The sequence below is a fragment of the Dietzia cercidiphylli genome (genome assembly GCF_014145145.1).
Lineage (GTDB): Bacteria > Actinomycetota > Actinomycetes > Mycobacteriales > Mycobacteriaceae > Dietzia > Dietzia natronolimnaea.
The window spans coordinates 1-19,678 of record NZ_JAALEA010000191.1; the positions used below are offsets into that span (position 1 = coordinate 1).

Below are 19,678 nucleotides of genomic sequence, written 5' to 3' on the forward strand. Positions count from 1 at the left end.
CGGCCGTCCGCGCCGCCGCGGGCGGGGAGAGCGCGCTCTCCCCCACCGTCGCCGCCACGCTGATGAGCCGGCTGCGCGACCCGCGTCCGGTCCTGACCGACCGCGAGGTGGAGGTGTTGCGCGCGGTGGCCACGGGCGAGACCAACCGGCAGGTGGCCTCGTCCCTCAACGTGTCGGAAGCGACGGTCAAGACGCACCTCGTGCACGTCTTCGACAAACTCGGCGCGACGTCACGGACGGCCGCGGTGGCCAGGGCGCGTGAGCTCGGGGTGGTGTAGTCGATCAGCACTGCTCGCCCTGGAGCGACGGGAGTCGGAGAGCAAGCGCATCTGCTACTGCCGAGAGCGTCCCGACGCCCTGGTCGAATGACGCTGATTCGACCGCGATGGCGACGGCCACCTCCCCTCCCGCGGCCGGCACGATCCCGAACTGTCGCACGAGATAACCGCCACTCTCCCCCGGCCCCCAACCTCCTTTGAACCGGGCACCCGGAATGCGGCCGAGTCCCCAGCTCTGATCCGGTGATACCCGGCCCATCAGATCGAGAACTCGGGCCGATGACCCGATGCATGGCAGGAGACTGCCGAACCGCGCTTGATCGACGAGTGGCCACCGGGTCTGACCGAAGATCGAGTACTCCGCGCGGGTGCGGACTGTCGGCACCCGGGTGGTGCTGTCACCCCCGTCCGCGAGCACTGCGCCGATCCCGGCCGCCGACGAGGCTCCCCCGCCGAGGGCGTCCCACAATCGCTCGGCCGCCGCGTTGTCGGATGCCGTGATCGCGGTAGACGCCGACTCGAGGGAGGCCGGAGAGACGCGCGCGACGGCGACGGCCAGCGGGACCTTGATAGTCGACCAGGCGGCACCCGACTGCACGACTCCCGCCGTCTGGACCTCGGAGCGACCACCGACTCCGGCTACGGCGATACCAACCGGACTCGGAACACCATCGATCACCCCGGAGAGATCCATACCGCCGGGCCTGGGGTCGGCGACGGGCGGGACCGTGAGCTGGGCGGTATCCGGACCCTCTGCTCCGCCCGGTCCTACCGGTCCCGGAGAGACGGTGGTGACCGTGGAAGTGACGTAGACGGTCTGTAAGGGCTCGCTCGTCGGGACCAGCCCACCACAACCGGAGACGACGAGGACGAGCCCGCAGGAACCCGAGGCCAGCGCCCCACGCCTGCTCAGTAGACCCATCAGTAGATGTACACGACAGCGTTGTTGCCGCCGGTGCAGGTCACAACCGGTCCGCCCGAACAGGACATCGTGTACGTCGTACCCGTCACCGGGCTGTAGGCGTCGATGGTCATCGGGCCCCCGTCGCCTCCGGATGCGAGGTACGTGGAACGGACTGACACCGCGAACTCGCACGAGGTGACTGATGACCCCACCGCGGAATGCGAGAGCGGGCCCCCGCCGACGTTCGAGCACACGAACGACCCGGACGGAGCATTCGGTTGCGCCGGTTGGACCTGAGGCCGGTCTGGTTCCGCAGCACTCGGGGCCGTCGCCGTGGCGGACACCGTCGACGTCACGGGTGCAGCGGTCGGACTGGTGAATCGCGGGATCATCAGGAACGCCACGACTGCGATGAGACCCACGATCAGCACGGCCATCAGTGTGATCATCACGGCCAAGGCCGGGGACATCGACTGTTTCTGAGTGGACGCCACCGGACCCGCCTGAGGGATCCGCCCGAACTCCGACGTGGGGAAGTCACTCCATTGAGGAGGGTTCTGGCCCATGTCGCGCCTCCCGGCTACCCGAACACGCTCGCGACCACTCTGCCGCTGAGAATGAGGGTAGGTGACGCCGCATGACAAGAGTCGCGAATCAGGGTCCTGAACGCCACGTGATCGAGCCGAGAACGAGTCGGGTCGAGTCATCGTCTCGCCTGACGATCCTCCACCCATCGTCGCTCCGGAACGGGGCATCGACTCCTAAGCTCGACACATGCGGAGACTCCCCTGGATCATCGGCGCTCTGGTCGTCGTCATCGTCGTCGTCATCTCGGCGCCCTACCTCTACAAGGCTGTGCGCGGTGGCGACGACGCTCCGGCTGCGACGGTCTCCACCGACGGCGCCGAGGCTGCGACCGGGGACCTGGACGGCTCCTGGGTGGTGGTTCCGGGCTCCGAACCCAACGAGACCACCGCCGGCTACACGGTGGACGAGATCCTGCGCGGGGAGCCCGTGACCGTGGTCGGGAGCACGAGCCAGGTCACCGGTGGGGCGACCATCTCCGGGAGCACCCTCGATTCCGCCGAGTTCGAGGTGCGCATCGAGGGGATCGCCACCGACATCGGGCAACGTGACAACCGTGCCCGCTCCCCCGAGATCCTCGACGCCCAGGCCCACCCCTCGGCGACGCTCGCTCTGGCGGCACCCGTCGGACTGGCGTCGACACCCTCGGACGGGACCACGGCCACGATCCCGATGGAGGTGGACCTGACCATCAAGGGGACGACCGTCCGAAAGTCCGTGGAGGTGACGGTCCTCCGGTCGGGTGAGGAGCTGATCGCCTCCGGCGCCGTGCCGGTGACGTGGACCGAGGTCGGCGTGGAGCCGCCGAGCCTGGGCTTCGTCACCGTCGATCCGACCGGGACCATCGACTTCCTGGTGAACCTGGCCAGGCAGTAACCGGTCAATCCGTGGACCGGGGCGCTCTGCCTGCCCGGACCGTTCTCCCACCGTTATCCGGCGTGATGGCCCTCGATTACGACGAGGTGGACGGAATTCTCCGGGTCCTGTGCGACGAGGTCTGCGAGGGGCGCTCGCCGCCACTGCAGGGTCCGGCCTACGCACCGCCGTCTAGTCCGGATCCCACGCGGGGGTTCTGCCATCACTGCCCGCCGCAGTAGGCGACTGAGTCCACCCGACTCAAGTCAGATTTTCTGACCTGAGTCGGGAATACTCAACTACAGCGGTGAGTTGAACCGTGTGCGACCCCGGAGACGCCGGGCGCACCCCGACCAGTCCTGAAGGAGACCATCATGGCCACCAGCACCCGTTTCGATCCGTTCCGTGAGCTCGATCGCCTCCTGGGCGAGGGGCTGCGCAGCGCGACCGCCTCCACCTCGCTGCCGATGGACCTGTACAAGGAGGGCGATCGCTTCGTCGGGCTCATCGACCTGCCGGGCGTCGATCCCTCCAGCATCGACATCGACGTGGAGGACCGCACCCTCACCGTCCGTGCCGAACGCCGCGCCCCCGCCGAGGGCGATGCCCAGTGGCTCATGCATGAGCGCCAGTCGGGCACCTTCGCCCGGCAGCTCGCCCTGGGCAAGGGCCTGGCCACCGACAGGATCGAGGCCGACTACAGCGACGGCGTTCTGCGCCTGGTGATCCCCGTGGCCGAGGAGGCTCAGCCGCGCAAGATCACCGTCTCCCACGGTGCCCAGAAAGCCGAGCAGGCCGAGATCGTCGAAGGTTCCGCCGACCTCGGAAGCTGACCACCGCACCTGGGCCGCCTGACCACCGCCCCGGCCTCGCGTGAGGTCGGGGCGGTGGTTCTCATTCGACTCGCGCGCCCCGCCACGCGTCCACACGCCGACCTGCCGCCTCACGTTGCACCGGGATCACCCACCACCACCAGTACATCCGTCGCCCGCGACAGCCCCACGTACACCCTCTCGCGGACCCGGTCCATGCCGTCGTGGTGGTTGCACACCAGCACCACGGCGCGGCGCTCCAGGCCCTTGAAGCCCAGCACGTGGCCGTAGAAGATGTCCTCGCCGCTCCAGAAGGTCTCCCAGTAGGCGTCGTTGCCGCCCTGCTGCAGCTCGACCTGCATCGGGTGCCGCGATCCGGTGGTCAGCAGCGCGACGTCCCGCGGCTCCCAGCCCGCGTCGAGCAGGCGCATTGCCTCGTCGTCACCGATCGCCACGGCGTCCTCGCCCTCGGGCACCTCGACGTAACGGACCGCGGGCCCCGAGCCACCGCGCAACTGCATGCGCTGGCCCACCAGGGGTAGGAAGGCACTGGCGATCTGGCGCGTGTTGCGCAGGTTGTGATCGAGCACCAGCGGCACCAGGTCGACGGGCGGCCGACCGGTCCGCCGGAACACGCTCTGCCCGGCGTCGCCGACGATCATCAGACGGCCGCGCTCACGGTCGCGCAGCGCACCGATCACCGGGCGCCACCAGCTGTCTGCGAAGTCCTGGGCCTCGTCCACGATCACGGCGTCGAACCTCTTGCCGTCGGGCAGTTCGTCGGCGAGCTCCGCCATGAGGCGGGGGAGCTCCTCCTCCCACCACCGGACCGTCTCCTCGGACCGGACCCGCTCGTCCGGTCCGGCAGGCGCGCCCCACTCGACACCCAGTGCGTGGAACTCCCCCACGTACGCCGGCTGCTCGCGTCTACTCCATCCGCTCGTCACGCGCCGGAGGTATCCCGCGAGGCCGTGTGAGTAGCAGATCAACGCGACGCGCTGACCGGCCCTCGACAGACGCCGCGCCTGCTCCAGTGCGAGGTAGGTCTTGCCGCTGCCCGCGCCACCACGGATCTCCACGCGCGGCAGTGCGTCGACTGCCCGGAGAAGCACCGATTGCTCGCGGGTGAGCGCGTCGGCGATGTCGGCGTTCTCCGCGGCGCGTGCCACCACGTCGCGCTGCGGTAAGCCCCGGCCACCGAGGATCTCTGCCAGTCGGTTGACGGTGTCGACGGCGAGGAAGGGTCGATCGCTCGGCCCGGAGTTCTGCGCGAGACGGTAGGCGAGGGTGGCGAGCTGATCGAGCTGATCACGGTCGACGATTCGATCGCGCTGAATGTCGGGAAGTGCGAAATCCCCCGGGATCGACGCGTGAGGGAAGACCAGCATGTGGGTCCAGCGCTGGTACTGACGGGGCCATCGTGGGTCCGTATCGACGTGCCCGCGCAGGGCGTAGAGGGCCTCACGACACTGGGTGACGGGATCGATCGTGTGCTGCTTGCCGCCGCTCCCCTGCACCCACCGACCGTCCTCGATCGCGATCTGTCCGGCCTTGACCTCGATCGCCACGATCCCTGCACCGGGCATCGCCACGAGGATGTCGACCTCGTGCTCCTTCTCCGCGGTGGAGACGCGCTGGCCTACCACGATCAGGCTGTCGTCGGAGAGTTGATCCGTGAGTAGCTCCACGACCTTCTCCTCGGAGGGGTGGCCGTAGACGGGGGTGTCGGGAATGACGCGGGGCATGTTCCAGGAGTACCCGCCCGCGCCTGCGGATCGGGTCGAATCGCCGGGTCCTGCCGACACCGCACCGCGGTGAGACCTTCGCGACACTGTGTCAGCATGATACTGACATGGTGTTAGCATCTTCCCCGTTCCCGATGTCGATGCCGGAAGGCCTCCATGTTTCTCGCCCTACGCGAACTGACCTTCGCGCGATCCCGATTCACCCTGATGGGCTCCGTCGTGGCCCTGATCAGCGTCCTCGTGGTTCTCCTCGCCGGGCTGTCCTCGGGACTGGTCAACGACGGCGTCTCCGGCCTGCAGCGCATGCCCGTCCAGGCCGTCGCGTTCGCTCCCGAGACCCGCACCGACTCGGCGTTCACCCGATCCGTGGTCGGGCCCGACCAGGTCGAGGCCTGGGCCGCACGACCCGACGTGTCGGTGGCCACACCGATGGGTCTGTCGATCATCAACGCCAGGACCTCCTCCGGGACCCCGGTGGACCTCACCCTCATCGGCGCGGACCCCGAGGGCCCGCTCGTTCCCGAGGTGGCCGAGGGCCGGGCGCCCGCGTCCGACGGGGAGATCCTCATCAGCGCCACCGCCGCCGATTCCGTCGGCCCGGGCGACACGGTGACGGTCGACCGACTGGGGATCCCCCTCGAGGTCGTCGGCATCGCGGCCGCCCAGCACACCTTCGGCCACGTCGACATGGCCTTCACCACCCTGGCCACGTGGCAGGACGTGCACGCCGGCACCCGCTTCGGCGAGGAGTCGCGCGCCGGCGCCCGTGAGGAGTACAGCGTCGTGGCCCTCGCCGGGGTCGACGGCGAGTTGCCCGACCTGGCCACCGGCGATGCCGCGGCCGACACCTCGTCGCGCACCCTGGAGGAGTCGTTCGACTCCTCGCCCGGATACCAGGCCGAGATGATGACGATGTCGATGATCACCTGGTTCCTGTACGCCATCTCAGCGCTGGTCGTCGGTGCGTTCTTCGCCATCCTCACCGTCCAGCGATCCCGCGAGATCGCTGTCCTGCGCGCCATGGGCGCCTCGACCGTGCGACTCCTGGGCGACGCGATCGGGCAGGCCTTCATCCTGCTGGCGGGGTCCATCGCGGTCGGTGTGGCCATCGGCGTGGGAGTGGGGTCGTTCCTGGTGGGCACCGGCATGCCGTTCGCCCTCGCGACCGGACCCATCGCACTCGGAGCCGCCCTCCTCCTGACTCTGGGACTGGTCGGCGCCACCCTCGCCACCATCCGCATCACCGCCGTCAACCCGCACAGCGCACTGGGAGAGAACCGATGACCACCACCACACACACCGGCGACGCCTCCACCCCGGGCCTTCGCCTGAGCGGTGTCGAATTGACTTTCCGGGACGGCGACCAGACCGTCTACGCGCTGGCCGGTGTCGACGACGAGGTGGCCCGTGGCGAGGTCCTGGCCGTGGTCGGCCCCTCCGGAGCGGGCAAGTCGAGCCTCCTGGCCGTGGCCGGCGGACTGCTGTCCCCGACCTCAGGCACCGTCGAGGTGGGCGGCCGCGACATCACCGGTCTCGGTCGCCGGGACCTCACCCGGTTCCGGCGCGACCACGTCGGGTTCGTGTTCCAGTCCGGCAACCTTGTGCCCGCTCTCACCGCGCGCGACCAACTCCGGCTCGTGGGAACACTCGGCGGAGACCGGTCCCGGCGTCGCGATCCCGACCACCTGCTCGAGGCCGTCGGTCTGACCCACCGCGCGCGCCGCCGCCCGGCCACCATGTCCGGCGGCGAGCGTCAGCGGGTGGGCATCGCCCGCGCCCTGATGTCCTCGCCGGATCTGCTGCTGGTGGACGAACCCACCGCCGCGCTGGATCGCAGGACCAGCCACGACGTGGTGCGCCTGCTCGCGGAGGAGGCCCATCAGAACGGCGTCGCGACGGTTCTGGTCACGCACGACCACGAGATCCTCGAACACTGCGACCGGGTCCTGGAGATGGTCGACGGGCGGCTGCACGCGCACGTGTGACCTGATGGACACGTATGATCGGGCCTCCGCCGAGAAGGTGACGGGAGACCGACATTCCACGTATCGACGCCCCCACCGTGGGCGAACACCGGGACGCCAAGCGTCGGGTCCTGCTCGACGCGGCCCGGTCGATGCTCTCCGAGGCCCCCGGCACCCCTCCCGACATCAATGAGCTGACCGCCCGGGCGGGCATGACACGGTCGAACTTCTACACCTACTTCTCCTCGCGCGCGGAGTTGGTCGTCGCCGTGGCGGAGGACCTCATGCCACGGTGGATCGACACCGTCACTGGAGCAGTGCGTGACGCAGGCGGCGGTCGCCGGGGGGTCGTGGCCTACGTGCACACCACCCTGGATCTGGTCGCCGCCGGTGACCACGCGATCCTCACCGCGCTGGCCGCGCAGCTCCCCGACGGCCCGGCGCGCGAGCGGCTGACCCGGATGCACACCGAGATGACCACCCCACTGCGCGAATCGCTCGCCGAGTCCTCCCGCTCCGATCCACAGTTGACCACCGAGCTGGTCATGGCCGTGACGTTCAAGGCCTCCGAACTCATCGAGGGAGGGCGGCCGCTGGACGAGGTGCTCACCGCGGTAGACGCTCTGATCGATCCGCCGGGTTGACCGGAGAGGCGGCGCGGCTACGGGTTCGCGACCCAAGCGTCGCGCGTCACCCCGGCCCGATCGCCCACCCCGACGCCATCTGCCCGACGAACACCGGCAGCCGCACGAGGATGCGGTTCTGTTCGGCCCGCGGCCGGAAGCCCACGTCCAGGTAGCGGGGCGCCTCGTCGGGCCGGTCGCGCACGAGCGACCGGAACGCCGGCACGAGATCCTGCTCGATGTACTCCCAGCGCGGTTCCCTGTCGGCCCAGTTGAACGCGGGCAGCGGGGTGTGCAGCACCGTCGGTCGGCCGTTGACGTCCGCGCGCACCGACAGCGGGCGGAACCCACCCAGGGTGGAGGCCCCGGGGATATCGGGGGAGCCGCCCACCGTGGTGATGTAGGTGAGCACCCGACCGACGTCCCCTCGGCCGGCCGCCGTCGCGTCCCACTGTTCGGCGATGATCTGGTTCTGCTCCCGCGACGCCATCCGCAGCAGCGCCTCCGACCTGCCGTCCGGTGAGCCCTCGTCGAGTCTCCGCCAGGCATCGAGCGCGTACTCGTCATACGCCCCGCCCGCCGCGAGTTCCCTGACCGCCGGCAACCCCCCTGCCAGGTAGGCCTCGTGCATCGGGACCATGTCCATGAAGATGTTGCGCTGCATGATCAGCAGCCGGTGCAGGTACCAGTCCACGTCCGGCCGCGTGAGCGTCGGACCCGCGGTGGCCAGTAATCTCACGTCGCGCGGCATCCCGGCCGCCAGCTCCCACGGCACTCCACCGAGGGCGTCACCGACCCCGGTCCCCACCTCGTGCACCCCGGGCACGCTGAGCACGCCCCCCACCTCGTCGAGGTCCCAGAACCCGGCGGCGAACGACATCCCGGCCAGCCCGGCCATCCCGGTCCACCAGAACCCGTCGTGGGAGTTGTACAGCCGCAGGTAGTTCACGTACACCTTGTCGACCGTCTCCAGGTTCGCCTCCAGCCCCCGGGCCGGCTCCCACTCGTCGAGGTCGATCCCCGCGTTCTGGGCACCGACGACCAGCCAGTACTGGCGGGCCAGGGTCCCGTATCGCTCCGGCGCCACGCCCGCGGCCCGCACCACGTCCAGCGCCGCCCCCAACTCGTCGCGATCGGTGGTCATGGAGGTGGAGAAGCCTCCCGCCGACTCACCGTGCGGGTTGTCGGCCGCGACGTCCAGGTAGACGGCATAGGGTTGCGCGCTGACGTGGGCCGGCAGGTGGACGAACGCCAGGACTGCCACGAGGAATGCGGCGATGACCTCGCCGAAGACGCGTTGGGATCGAGTCGTCACTGGTCCCCCGAACCGCTGGGTGTGATTCAGGTCACTCTAAGCCAGTCCGGCCGGGCCCGCGACCGGACACGCGGAGCCGCCCACCCCGATGAGGCGGTTCGGGGTGACAGGGGCAACAATGAACCCCGTCCATCGTCGATCAGCTTTCCAGGTGACAAGGAAGTCCACGTGAGCACCTCCATCGATCAGGCCCCGGCCCGGAGCGCAACCCGAGATCTCGCCCAGATCGCGGTGTTCGCCGCCCTCATCGTCGTCCTCGGTCTCCCCGGTCAGATCAGCATCGGCTCCGCCGGGGTGCCGATCACGCTGCAGACGCTCGGCGTCATGCTCGCCGGCGCCCTTCTGGGCTGGCGCAAGGGACTGCTGTCGGTCCTCGCGGTGATCGTGATCGGTCTCGCGCTGCCCGTCCTCGCCGGCGGTCGCACCACCCTCACCGCGCTGGCCAGTCCCACCGCGGGTTTCCTCATCGGCTGGCTCCCGGCCGTCGTCGTGATCGGCCTGCTCACCGCGATGCTGATGCCGCGGTACCGGCTGATCCCCGGGCTGCTCATCAACATCCTCGGCGGCATCGTGGTCATCTACGCCTTCGGCGTGGTGGGCATGCTGATCCGCACCGAGCTGACGTTGACGGCCGCGATCGCGGCGAACGGCGTCTTCCTCCCCGGCGACCTCGTCAAGGCGGTCATCACGGCGGTCGTCGCCGTGCAGGTCCACAAGGCGCGGCCCGGTCTGATCGCCCCGCTGCGTGGGCGTCGTCCGACCCCCGCGTGACCGACCCCCGCGTGGCCGACGACCGAGGCACCGAGATCCGCTTCGACGGCGTCAACCACGCCTACGGTGACCGGACCGTCCTCGCCGACATCGATCTCGTGCTGTCCGAGCGGCGAATCGGGATCGTCGGCGTCAACGGCGGGGGCAAGTCGACGCTCGCGCGGATGATCAACGGGCTGGTCGTCCCCACCTCGGGCACGGTGACCGTCGACGGCCTCGACACGCGCCGCAAGGGCGCGCAGGTGCGCCGCCGGGTCGGCTTCTGCTTCACCGATCCCGACACCCAGATCGTCATGCCCACCGTGGCGGAGGACGTCGAGTTCTCCCTGCGCCGATCGGGCCTGAACCGCGAGGATCGACGACGACGGGTCGACCAGGTACTCGCCACCTACAACCTCTCCGATCACGCCGATCACCCCTGCCACCTCCTGTCCGGCGGTCAGAAGCAACTACTCGCCCTGGCGGCGGTGCTGGTGATCGAGCCCTCGGTGATCGTGGCCGACGAACCCACCACCCTGCTCGACCTGCGCAACCGCGCGCTGGTGGCCGAGACCTTCGCCGGACTCCCCCAGCAGCTCGTGGTGGTGACCCACGACCTGGACCTGGTGGCCGACTTCGACCGCGTACTGGTGGTGGACGGCGGCCGGGTGGTGATCGACGACGCCCCCGCGGCCGCGCTGTCGGGGTACCGCCGGATCGCGCTGCGTCCGGGCTCGGGTACCGGATCGGGATCGGGATCGGGATCGGGATCGGATACCGCTTCGGGGCCGGGGGTCTAGGTGTTCGCCACCTACCAACCCGGGCACTCGCTGCTCCACCGCCTGCCGGCGGGCCTGAAGATCCTCCTGGTCTGCGCGCTGATCCTCGCGGTGTCGCTGTCGGTGCGGGACGCCTGGCACGTGCTGCCCGCGCTGGGGTTCGCCGCGGCGCTCTATGCGATCGGGCGCATCCGGCCGCGCGCCGCCTGGGACCAGGTGCGTCCGGTGCTGCCGATGTTGCTCGCGATCCTGGTGTTGCAGTGGATCGTCGCCGACCTCGACACCGCTCTGCGCGTGAGCGGTGCGCTTCTGGTGGCGGTGGCGGTGGCGGGCCTGGTCGCGCTGACCACCAGGGTCTCGGACATGCTCGACGCGGTCACCCGGGCCGCCCAGCCACTGCGCCGCGTCGGGGTCTCGCCGGATCGGGTGGCGCTCGTACTGGTCCTGACGATCCGGGCGATCCCCCTGCTCGCCCGGCAGCTCCGGCAGGTGACCGAGGCCCGCAAGGCGCGCGGTCTGGGCATGTCGATCAGGGCGCTGGTCGTACCCACCGTCCTCGGGGCACTCACCACGGCCGACCAGCTCGGCGACGCGTTGGCGGCCCGCGGCGTCGACGACTGAGCGCCCCGGCGGGGCGAACTCCGGGGCCGAGCCCACCCTCCTCGGCGAGTGGTCGCAAATACGCCGAGCGGGAGAATTCGCCCTGGGCAAACGCGATCGAAATCGACCACTCGCTGCCGCTGGCGTCGTACCCACATGCCACCATGAACGCCATGTCCGCGCTGGCCCGCTTCTTTGCCCTCACCCGGCTGAACGCGGAGTCTCCGACCCTCGCGCTGCTGCGCAGCCCGCTTTGGCCGCTGATTGTGGCGGTTCTGAGGGAGATGTTCGAGGGCTCCTCCCGCCGGGTACCGTCAGCGGAGCTCTACGAGTTCCTCGACAGGACGTTGCTGGCGGTGCGCGACTCCGGTGCGGATCTTCCCGGGACCGCACAGTCCTACGTGCGGGCGTGGGTGGACGCCGGCTGGATGCTCAGGCGTCCAGGAACCGCCGCGACCGGCGAGACGGTAGAGCCCACACAGTCAGCCCTGGTGGCCGTGGACTTCCTCGACGGTCTGCAGACCCCGCGTCGCGGACTCACCGTCTCACGGGTCGAGACTCTGACCCGCCAGCTCGAGGACCTCGCCCGGGACACCGATCCATCGATCCAGGGCCGACTCGCGTCCCTCACCCGGGAGCGGGAGCGGATCGATGCCGCGATCGCGCGCGTCGAGGCGGGCGAGGTCGAACTCGCGGATCCCGAGCAGGTCCGGGAGAAGGTGGCCGAGATCCTGCACGGCGCGGACGACATCCCCGCCGACTTCGCACGGGTCCGCGCTGAGTTCGACTCGCTCAACCAGGATCTTCGTCGTCGTCTCCTGGACCAGGACGGTGCCCGCGGCGACGTGCTCGACGCGGTCTTCGGGGGTGTCGATCTCATCGGTGACTCGGAGGCGGGTCGGAGTTTCTCGTCGTTCTACTCGGTACTCCTCGACCCCGAGCGCTCCGCCTCGGTCGACGCGTGGATCAACGACATCCTGAGCCGACCGCAGGTGGCGGACCTCCCGCCGGCCGCGCGCCGCGAACTGCGCGCACTGTTCGAGGAGATGGAATCGGCGGGCGCCGAGGTCAACGGTGTCCTCACGTCCCTCTCGCGGAGCCTGCGGCACTTCGTCGCGACCGATGCCTACGTCGAACACCGTCAGATGATCGCCCTGATCCGGTCGGCCCGGTCCGCCGCGGCCGAGGCCAGCAGGACGAACGCAGCCCGACCGACCACGTCGATGTCCGTCCCGCTCCGCCGGATCGGCATGTCCGTCCGATCGGTGAGCGCCCTGCGCCTGAGGAACCCCGGGGAGGAACGCGTGGCGGCGGAGGTCTCCCACCACGACACGGGCACCGCCGACCTCTCCGCACTCACCGCGCTCGTGCGCGCCTCGGAGATCGACGAGGTCGAACTACGCGCCCATGTCGACGACGTGGTGAGCCGACTCGGACCGTCGTCCATCGGCACCGTCCTGCGCGAACACCCCGCCACCCAGGGCGTGGCCAGTGTGGTGGGCCTGCTCAACCTGGCCATCAGGGGCCACGTGCAGGCCCCACCGGACGCCCCGGACGCGACGGAGACCGTCACGTGGACAGGCGCGGCCGGTTCCGAGCACACCGCCCGGATCCCTACGCTGGTGTTCACCGCCGACCGATCGAACGAGGAGAACACGTGACGGCTCCCCCGGGAGACGGTGCCCCGCCCACCGCCGCCTCGACTGATGCCCCGGCCGACGACCGCGACGCGTTGTGGCCCGGTGACACCGGGACGCTGTCCTTCGCTTCCCGACGCGCGCTCGCCCGCCTGCTCACGGGTCCACTGGTGCAGGCGCATCGCCAGCCGGAGATCTGGGCAGCGGTCGTGTCCGACGAGCCCGCTCTCCGCTCCAGGCTCGCGGACGTGTTCCTCGATCTTGTCCTGGACCACGACGCCGGGATCGCGTTCACGCGCCAGGTCGACACCTCCGGCCACGTCGAGGTACCCGCTGTCCTCCGAACCGAGACCCTTTCCCATATGGACACCGTCCTACTCCTGCACCTGCGGTCGGAGTTGTCAGTGGCCCAGCCCGGCGAGCGGGTGATCGTCGACCGCACCGACGTCGCCGAACAGATCGACGTCTATCGCCGGGTGATCGACTCCGACCGGGCCCGCTACACCCGCAAGTTCGACGCCTCGTGGAACCGGCTCAAGACGTACTCACTGCTCACCGAGACCGAGACCGAGGGACGTGCCGAGGTGTCTCCGGTCCTCCGGCACCTCTTCGATGCCGACGTGGTGGCGGGTATCCGCGACGAGTACCGGGGGTTGATCGCCGCGCACGGCGATGCCTCCGACGAGGGTGCCTCCCTGTTCGACGACGACGAGGCGGACGACGATGCCGGATGACCTGAAGTTGCCCGGTATGCCAAAGCACCCCGGGCAGAGGCGGCTCTCGCGAATCCAGGTGTGCAACTGGGGCACGCTCGACGGGTATCACGACGTCGCGGTCCCCAGGAAGGGCTTCCTGGTCACCGGCGGTTCCGGCTCCGGCAAGTCGACCCTGATAGACGCGGTCTCCGCCGTACTCGTCCCGCCCGCTCACCTCCGGTTCAATGCGGCGGCCCAGGAAGAGGCCGGCCGGGGCTCCGGGCGCACGCTCGTCTCGTATCTCCGCGGCGCATGGCGTCGAGGGGCCGACGGCGAGACGGGCGACCTCGCCTCCGTCTACCTTCGCCCCAAGGCCACGTTCTCGGCCATCGCGCTCACCTACTCGAACGGGACGGGGAGCAGTGTGACGCTGCTGCTCCTGCTCTACGCCCGTTCGGGCGACAACTCCGCGACCGGGATCAAGCGCCTCCACGGCGTCGCCGAGCACCCCTCCGACTCCCCCCTCGATCTGACGGAGATGTTCGGTCACCTGCGCAACGGGATCGACAAGCGAGCGCTCAAGCGCGAGTTCCCGGACATCAGGTTCCACGACAGCTATTCGGCCTTCGCCGCGGCGTTCCGGCGCCGGCTGGGCATCGCGTCGGAGGCCGCGCAGTTGCTCCTCCACCGGACTCTGTCCGCCAAATCCCTGTCCAGCCTCGATCAGCTCTTCCGGGACTTCATGCTCGACGAGCCGGACACGTTCGCCGTGGCCGACCGGGCTGTCGAGCAGTTCGCCGAACTGCGGGAAGCGCACCGGTCGGTGGTCGACGTCCGTAGACAGATCTCTCACCTCGAGCCGCTCGCGGACCTGAGTGCCTCACGGATCCAGGTGCTGGGGAGGGCCGAGGAACTCGACGCCGAGAGCTCGGCCTTCCCGGCCGTGCAGGTGGCCGTTACCACCGCGCTGGTCGAGGAGGAGCTGTCGACCGCGCGCGGAGCCCTCGTCGCCGCCGAGGCCGCCGTCGCCACTGCCCGTGATCAGCTCGACTCAGCCAGAACGACCAGCGACGACCTCCGCTCCCGGTTGCGGGGCAGTGCGGGCGCCGGGCGCGACGAGCTCGCGCGGGAGCTGGGCCGCGCGCTCGACCACGCAACGTCGGTGACCTCCCGTCGCGAACGGGCGGCCACGGAGCTCGAGCGACTCGGCGGCACACTTCCGGCCACCGCCGAGGACTTCGCCGTCCTCCTCGCCAGGCTCGACCGGGACGACGCGGACCAGGAAGCCGAGCGAGCGCGTGATCGGACGAAGCTCCGCGAGGTCGCCGGGGACCTCAACGAGCAGTCGAGCACCCTCGCCCGTGTGACGGCCGACCTCCAGGCGCTGCTCCGTCACCGCTCGAACATTGATTCGCGCCTCTTGGCAGCGCGGGACCTGGTCTGTCGTGCGGCTGGGGCCAATCCCCGCGAACTCCCGTTCGCGGGAGAGTTGCTCGATGTGTCCTCCGAGCATGCGAGGTGGCGGCCGGCAGCCGAACGGGTGCTCTCCGGCTTCGCGCGGACGATGCTCGTCCCCGACCATCTCCGCGCCGCGGTCACGCGCGCGGTCAACGACACGCATCTGGGCATTCGGCTGGTCTACGAGGTCGTCGACACCACCGATGACTCGCCTGCCAAGAGGACCGGCCCGGACAGCCTGGTCCGAAAGATGGAGCCCGCCCCCGGTCCGTTCCAGCAGTGGATGCGTCGTCGACTCGCGAGCGAGTTCGACCTGACCTGCGTCGAGTCCTCCGACGAATTGGGCGCCCTGGAGCGGGCGGTCACCCTGCACGGCCTCATCAAGCGTGGTCGGAGGTTCGAGAAGGACGACCGACGCAGCATCGACGATCCGGCGGTCTTCCAGCTGGGTGGTCTCAACGACGCCAAGGTGGAGGCGCTCACCGCTCGGCGCGATCAGATCCAGTCCCGGATCGACTCCGCGGAGAGCCGGTGGGCGGCGCTGGAGAACCTCGACGCCGATCGACGCTCCCGGCAGCAGGCGGGAGCTGCGCTCCGCGGACTGCGGTGGGAGGAGATCGACTCGACCACCGCCCAACGACGGGCCGACGACGCCCGAGAGCGGCTCGACCGGTGGCGCGAGGCGCACCCGGAGGTTGCCGAGATGGAGCGGGAACTACGTGATGCCGAGGAGTTCCAGTCGCGGGCGCAATCGACATACGATGCGGCCACCGGTGACCGAGCAGTCGCGGCGAACCACGTCGCCGGGCTGCAGGCCCGCCTCGCGCAATTGGCCGAGCGTAGTGCCTCCGAAGAGTCCCACGGTGCTGCCGATCCCGACGCCGCCGACCGGATCCGCGCGCGCCTGTCCGCCGCCACACGCAGGCTGACGGCCGACAACGTGCAGGACGTGTGTCAGCGGGCCGAACGCGCGATCGCGGTGGAGCAGTCGGCCACCGCCACCGAGCGCGACCGCATCCACCGGCGCATCACGGCGATCCTCACCTCATATCTCGAGATCTGGCCCACGATGAAGGCCGACCTCAAGTCGGACCCGGAGTTCGTCGGTGAGGCGGTGGAGGTGCTCGTCCGCCTGCGGCGGGACAGGTTGGCCGATTTCGAGGAACGCTTCCTCGGCCTCATCGGCGAGATGCAGACCCGCAACCTGGGCGAGCTCGCCCGCCGCATCCGCCGGGCCCGGTCGGAAATCGAAGCCAAGATCCGACCCGTCAACGAGTCCCTTCATCGATCGGAATTCCAGTCGGGACGCTGGTTGCAGATCGAGGTGCGGGACCGGCGCTCGGAGACCGTCACCGACTTCCTCGGTGACCTGGAAACGGCCCTGACCGGCGCACTCGACAGCCGCACCGTGGACGCCGCGGAGGCGGGTTTCGCCGTGATGTCACGTCTGCTCGACAAGCTCGGGTCGGCGGACGCCGGCGACCGTCGCTGGCGGCAGACGGTGCTGGACACCCGCAAGCACGTGGGGTTCATCGGCATCGAGATCGACGCCGACGGCGCCCCGACCAACTACCACGATTCCTCGTCCGGGCTGTCCGGCGGGCAGGCGCAGAAGCTGGTGTTCTTCTGCCTCGCCGCGGCGCTGCGCTTCCAGCTGGCCGACATCGACGCCGACGTCCCCGGCTACGGGACGGTCGTTCTGGACGAGGCGTTCGACCGCGCCGATCCCGAGTACACGCGTCGGGCGATGGACGTGTTCACCGACTTCGGTTTCCACATGGTCCTGGCCACCCCGCTCAAGCTCCTGCAGACCCTCGAGCCGTACATCGGCGGACTCGTGGTGGTGGGCAACGACGACGGCAGCCACTCCCGGATCGAGCGCGTCACCTGGGACGAGGCCTGATGGTGGCTACCCGCTCGGAGCCGCGCGACCCAGACCAACTGACGGCCGCGTGTGCCACCCGGTTCGCCCGGGTCCACCGTCGGTGGCTCGCCGACCCCTTCGGCGGGGACGCCGAGGTCGTCCGGTTCAGCACGGCGCCGCCGACCGCCGCGAACGCAGCCGAAGACCCCAGTGGGACAGCGGCGTGGATCAGGCGATGGCGCGAGTTCGAGAGCACCCATGGAGGACCCGATGTCCGGCTGACCTGGGCGGACCGCCGCCTGCCCGGGTTCGGCGTCGTACCGCTCCCGCAACGCGTTGAAGTGGTCGGCGCCGACACCATCGCCCACATCGCGGACCGGGCGTCGCGGTGGGCTCGGCTGCTGAACCGCACGCTCCGGATCATCGACCTCGGGCCCGATCACTCCATGCTGCGCCGCGCCGCCGCAGAGACCTCGGCCACCTGGGAGGACTGGGAGGAGGGCGCGTTCAACCAGCTCCTGGCAGTGTGCCGCTGGGCACTCGCGAACCCCACCGCCGGGCGTCGTGCCCGCGAGATCGCGGTCCCGGGGGTCGACACCAAGTGGATCGAGACCCGGACCCGGGTGGTCGAGGCTGTGCTCGACGCCGCTCGGGCCGGCGTCGACGACGCGGTCCGCGGGACGGCCACCGGGCTGGGATTGCTGGGCCCGGACGTCCGCATCCGCATGAGGGTGCTTGATCCGGACATCGCGTTCCCGTTGCGTGACGTCGAGAGCCCGGTCGATCAGCTCGCCACTCTGTGGCGTACCTCGGGGGGACCGCCTCACCTCGTCGTCGTCGAGAACCTCACCACCTTCCTCGCCCTGCCGGACCTCCCCGAGACCGTCGCGTTGTTCGGCCGGGGGTTCGCGGTCGACGCCGTCGCCGCCCTGCCCTGGGCACTCCGCGCTCACATCGCGTACTGGGGCGACCTCGACTCGCACGGCTTCGCGATCCTCGACCGTCTACGCCATCACGCCCCGCACGCCGTGAGCGTTCTCATGGACACCGAGACCCTGGACGCATGGCGCGAGTATGCGGTGCCCGACCCCTCGCCGACCCGGGCCGCGCCATCGCGCCTCACACCGGATGAGCTCGACGCGCTCGAGGCGCTGACGACCGGCGGGGACCTCCGGCTCGAGCAGGAGCGCATCCCCTGGGACTGGGCGCTCCCGCGCCTCCACGCAGTGTGGAGCTGAGCCCGGACACCGTCGGCCAGGTCCCCTGGGGTCGTCAGGGCAGTCCGCGGACCCACCACTCGATCACCATCTTCTGAACGCTTCACGCGACGAGGTGAGTTGCGGTGATCGGGTCGCGTCGCCCGCAGGGTCGATGACTGGATCAATCGGCGCGCCTAACTCCGGGGCCGAGTCCACCCTTTTCGGCGAGTGGTCGCAAGTACGCCGAGCGGGAGAATTCGCCCTGCGCAAACGCGATCGGAATCGACCACTCGGCGGGGCGGGGTCGGCGGGGCGCGGTCGGCGCGGCGGTGCGGACGAGGCGCGGTCGGTCGAGCACTGCACGTAGCGCCGCTGTGTGAGACGCGGCGCTGAGTATCGTTGGGATCATGCCCCGCACCCATCGGAGAACCGCCCGCGGCACCTCCGCCCACGCCCCAGTCGACCGTCGCCCGGAGGCTTCCGCGGAGGTGGCCGTGCGCTCGTCCCCCGTCGCGGGTCTTCTCGGTTCGGTCTTCGGGGTCGCGGCGGCGGTGACGCGCCTGGCACGACCCAAGGCCCTGCACCCCAAGGGCATCGTCGCCCAGGCGACCCTGAGCGTGACCGGGGTCGGCCGAACCGGTTCACCGCTCCTGGACATCACGGGCAGGTGGCCGGCGACGATCCGTTTCTCGCGCGCCGTGGGTCTGCCGGACGTCGTCCCCGACATCGGCGGGATGGCCATCCGCATCCACGCCGACCGCCCCGTCGACATCCTGCTCGCGAGCACGGGCCTGGGTCCGATCAGTCGTTACGTACTGACCACGGGATGGCGCACGACCGGCCGCACCATGACCTCGATGTTCCCCGTCAGGGTCGCCGGGCGGCAGCTGTTGTTGGCCGCCATCCCGACAGGCGACGGCGGCACGTGGACCCTCCAGCACGCCACTCCGCTGGGCAGATGGGAGACCCTCGGGCGTGTGACGGTGGACACCTGGGAGGACGACGACGAGAACCTGCACTTCGATCCGGTGGGGAACCGCCTGCCCGGATCGCGGTATCCGCGTCTGCTCGGCGCGTTGCGGGATCCGTCGTACCCGGCGCCCGACGAGGGCCCGGAGACGACCTGATCCGCCCGAGCGCTCAGGATTCGGCCGCACCCCTGCGCCAGTAGCCCATGAACGACACGGCCCCCTTGGGGATCCCGGCGCCGTCCACGGCGAGGCGGCGCATCGCGCGGACCAGCCCCGCCTCCCCGGCCAGGAACACATACGGGTCCCCGGCGGAGACGGTGGTGGCCGTCTGCCATTCCCGCTCGGCGGGACGGCGCCCGTCGAGGACCGACTCGACGCATCCCTGACCCACGCCCAACACTCCGCCGAGGTGATGGACGAGCGCGTGTCCCCGCTCACCGGACCGCGAGAGCAGGGTGACGGTCTCCGGCGCCTCGGCCGACAGCGCGCGCACGTCGGCCGGTGTCGGCAACTCCAGGACGATCCGGACCTCTCTCGTCCCCCGTGGCTCCGCGGCCAGCTCCCCGGCGATGGACAGCAGGGCCGGCGCCGCGGTCTCGTCACCCGCGCACACCACCCGGCCGGCGGCTCCGGGAGCCCACGCC

At 70.2% G+C, this 19,678-nt stretch carries 19 protein-coding genes; 15 read left to right on the forward strand and 4 right to left on the reverse strand.

Annotation, left to right across the window (positions count from 1 at the left end):
- Nucleotides 1–278 (forward strand): response regulator transcription factor (locus G6028_RS07530; protein WP_182658495.1); only part of this gene is annotated, 278 nt, incomplete at its 5' end.
- A gap of 4 nt (nt 279–282) precedes the next feature.
- On the opposite strand, the gene G6028_RS07535 is transcribed toward G6028_RS07530, so the two are convergent.
- Entirely contained in the window at nt 283–876 is a 594-nt protein-coding gene (locus tag G6028_RS07535; protein ID WP_182658496.1) for a hypothetical protein, read from the reverse strand.
- A gap of 639 nt (nt 877–1,515) precedes the next feature.
- Between G6028_RS07535 and G6028_RS07540 the strand changes: the two genes are divergently transcribed.
- The 3 genes from G6028_RS07540 to G6028_RS07550 all read left to right on the forward strand — a co-directional run bounded on the left by G6028_RS07540 (nt 1,516) and on the right by G6028_RS07550 (nt 3,455).
- Nucleotides 1,516–1,665 carry a hypothetical protein gene (locus G6028_RS07540; protein WP_182658497.1) on the forward strand — a complete coding sequence of 50 codons (150 nt, stop codon included), beginning with the start codon at nt 1,516–1,518 and terminating at the stop codon, nt 1,663–1,665.
- A gap of 291 nt (nt 1,666–1,956) precedes the next feature.
- Nucleotides 1,957–2,643: a YceI family protein gene (locus tag G6028_RS07545; protein ID WP_182658498.1), complete on the forward strand. Its 687-nt coding sequence runs from the start codon at nt 1,957–1,959 to the stop codon at nt 2,641–2,643.
- A 353-nt stretch (nt 2,644–2,996) separates the two neighbouring features.
- Entirely contained in the window at nt 2,997–3,455 is a 459-nt protein-coding gene (locus G6028_RS07550) for an Hsp20/alpha crystallin family protein (RefSeq protein ID WP_182658499.1), read from the forward strand.
- A gap of 110 nt (nt 3,456–3,565) precedes the next feature.
- On the opposite strand, the gene G6028_RS07555 is transcribed toward G6028_RS07550, so the two are convergent.
- Entirely contained in the window at nt 3,566–5,179 is a 1,614-nt protein-coding gene (locus G6028_RS07555; protein ID WP_182658500.1) for an NERD domain-containing protein, read from the reverse strand.
- Between the two features lie 156 nt (nt 5,180–5,335).
- Here G6028_RS07555 and G6028_RS07560 point away from each other — a divergent pair, with 156 nt between their 5' ends.
- From G6028_RS07560 to G6028_RS07570, 3 genes are all read left to right on the forward strand, one after another.
- Nucleotides 5,336–6,463 (forward strand): FtsX-like permease family protein, encoded by a 1,128-nt coding sequence (locus tag G6028_RS07560; protein ID WP_182658501.1) that lies wholly within the window; start codon nt 5,336–5,338, stop codon nt 6,461–6,463.
- The gene (locus G6028_RS07565; RefSeq protein ID WP_182658502.1) at nt 6,460–7,164 is read left to right on the forward strand and encodes an ABC transporter ATP-binding protein; all 705 of its coding nucleotides are present in this window, start codon (nt 6,460–6,462) and stop codon (nt 7,162–7,164) included. Before G6028_RS07560 ends, G6028_RS07565 begins: the two co-directional genes overlap by 4 nt.
- Nucleotides 7,165–7,241: 77 nt before the next feature.
- Entirely contained in the window at nt 7,242–7,787 is a 546-nt protein-coding gene (locus tag G6028_RS07570; RefSeq protein ID WP_179525119.1) for a TetR/AcrR family transcriptional regulator, read from the forward strand.
- Between the two features lie 46 nt (nt 7,788–7,833).
- Here G6028_RS07570 and G6028_RS07575 read toward each other — a convergent pair whose 3' ends face one another.
- Nucleotides 7,834–9,081 carry a hypothetical protein gene (locus tag G6028_RS07575; RefSeq protein WP_182658503.1) on the reverse strand — a complete coding sequence of 416 codons (1,248 nt, stop codon included), beginning with the start codon at nt 9,079–9,081 and terminating at the stop codon, nt 7,834–7,836.
- Nucleotides 9,082–9,249: 168 nt separating this feature from the next.
- Between G6028_RS07575 and G6028_RS07580 the strand changes: the two genes are divergently transcribed.
- From G6028_RS07580 to G6028_RS07615, 8 genes are all read left to right on the forward strand, one after another.
- Nucleotides 9,250–9,852: a biotin transporter BioY gene (locus tag G6028_RS07580; protein ID WP_179525117.1), complete on the forward strand. Its 603-nt coding sequence runs from the start codon at nt 9,250–9,252 to the stop codon at nt 9,850–9,852.
- On the forward strand, nt 9,849–10,631 hold the full coding sequence (locus G6028_RS07585) for an energy-coupling factor ABC transporter ATP-binding protein (RefSeq protein ID WP_338404170.1): 783 nt from the start codon (nt 9,849–9,851) through the stop codon (nt 10,629–10,631). The genes G6028_RS07580 and G6028_RS07585 overlap by 4 nt, the downstream gene beginning before the upstream one ends.
- Nucleotides 10,632–11,231 carry an energy-coupling factor transporter transmembrane component T family protein gene (locus G6028_RS07590; RefSeq protein WP_182615429.1) on the forward strand — a complete coding sequence of 200 codons (600 nt, stop codon included), beginning with the start codon at nt 10,632–10,634 and terminating at the stop codon, nt 11,229–11,231. It begins immediately after the preceding gene.
- 143 nt (nt 11,232–11,374) lie between these two features.
- Entirely contained in the window at nt 11,375–12,871 is a 1,497-nt protein-coding gene (locus tag G6028_RS07595; protein ID WP_182615427.1) for a DUF3375 domain-containing protein, read from the forward strand.
- Nucleotides 12,868–13,581 carry a DUF4194 domain-containing protein gene (locus tag G6028_RS07600; protein ID WP_338404171.1) on the forward strand — a complete coding sequence of 238 codons (714 nt, stop codon included), beginning with the start codon at nt 12,868–12,870 and terminating at the stop codon, nt 13,579–13,581. The genes G6028_RS07595 and G6028_RS07600 overlap by 4 nt, the downstream gene beginning before the upstream one ends.
- Nucleotides 13,582–13,597: 16 nt before the next feature.
- Nucleotides 13,598–16,903 carry an ATP-binding protein gene (locus G6028_RS07605; RefSeq protein ID WP_182658504.1) on the forward strand — a complete coding sequence of 1,102 codons (3,306 nt, stop codon included), beginning with the start codon at nt 13,598–13,600 and terminating at the stop codon, nt 16,901–16,903.
- A complete protein-coding gene (locus G6028_RS07610; protein ID WP_182658505.1) occupies nt 16,903–18,102 on the forward strand; it encodes a Wadjet anti-phage system protein JetD domain-containing protein in 1,200 nt (399 codons plus the stop codon). The genes G6028_RS07605 and G6028_RS07610 overlap by 1 nt, the downstream gene beginning before the upstream one ends.
- Nucleotides 18,103–18,470: 368 nt before the next feature.
- A complete protein-coding gene (locus G6028_RS07615) occupies nt 18,471–19,190 on the forward strand; it encodes a catalase family protein (RefSeq protein WP_187700890.1) in 720 nt (239 codons plus the stop codon).
- Between the two features lie 13 nt (nt 19,191–19,203).
- On the opposite strand, the gene G6028_RS07620 is transcribed toward G6028_RS07615, so the two are convergent.
- Nucleotides 19,204–19,678, reverse strand: a 475-nt coding sequence (locus G6028_RS07620; RefSeq protein ID WP_182658506.1) for a siderophore-interacting protein, incomplete at its 5' end; no start/stop codon positions are given.

Bases quoted from the DNA above. Each gene is read 5' to 3' on its own strand.
- G6028_RS07550 (WP_182658499.1), top strand. From the start codon at position 2,997: ATGGCCACCAGCACCCGTTTCGATCCGTTCCGTGAGCTCGATCGCCTC.
- G6028_RS07595 (WP_182615427.1), top strand. From the start codon at position 11,375: ATGAACGCCATGTCCGCGCTGGCCCGCTTCTTTGCCCTCACCCGGCTG.
- G6028_RS07615 (WP_187700890.1), top strand. From the start codon at position 18,471: ATGCCCCGCACCCATCGGAGAACCGCCCGCGGCACCTCCGCCCACGCC.
- G6028_RS07565 (WP_182658502.1), top strand. From the start codon at position 6,460: ATGACCACCACCACACACACCGGCGACGCCTCCACCCCGGGCCTTCGC.
- G6028_RS07610 (WP_182658505.1), top strand. From the start codon at position 16,903: ATGGTGGCTACCCGCTCGGAGCCGCGCGACCCAGACCAACTGACGGCC.
- G6028_RS07545 (WP_182658498.1), top strand. From the start codon at position 1,957: ATGCGGAGACTCCCCTGGATCATCGGCGCTCTGGTCGTCGTCATCGTC.
- G6028_RS07560 (WP_182658501.1), top strand. From the start codon at position 5,336: ATGTTTCTCGCCCTACGCGAACTGACCTTCGCGCGATCCCGATTCACC.
- G6028_RS07555 (WP_182658500.1), bottom strand. From the start codon at position 5,179: ATGCCCCGCGTCATTCCCGACACCCCCGTCTACGGCCACCCCTCCGAG.
- G6028_RS07605 (WP_182658504.1), top strand. From the start codon at position 13,598: ATGCCAAAGCACCCCGGGCAGAGGCGGCTCTCGCGAATCCAGGTGTGC.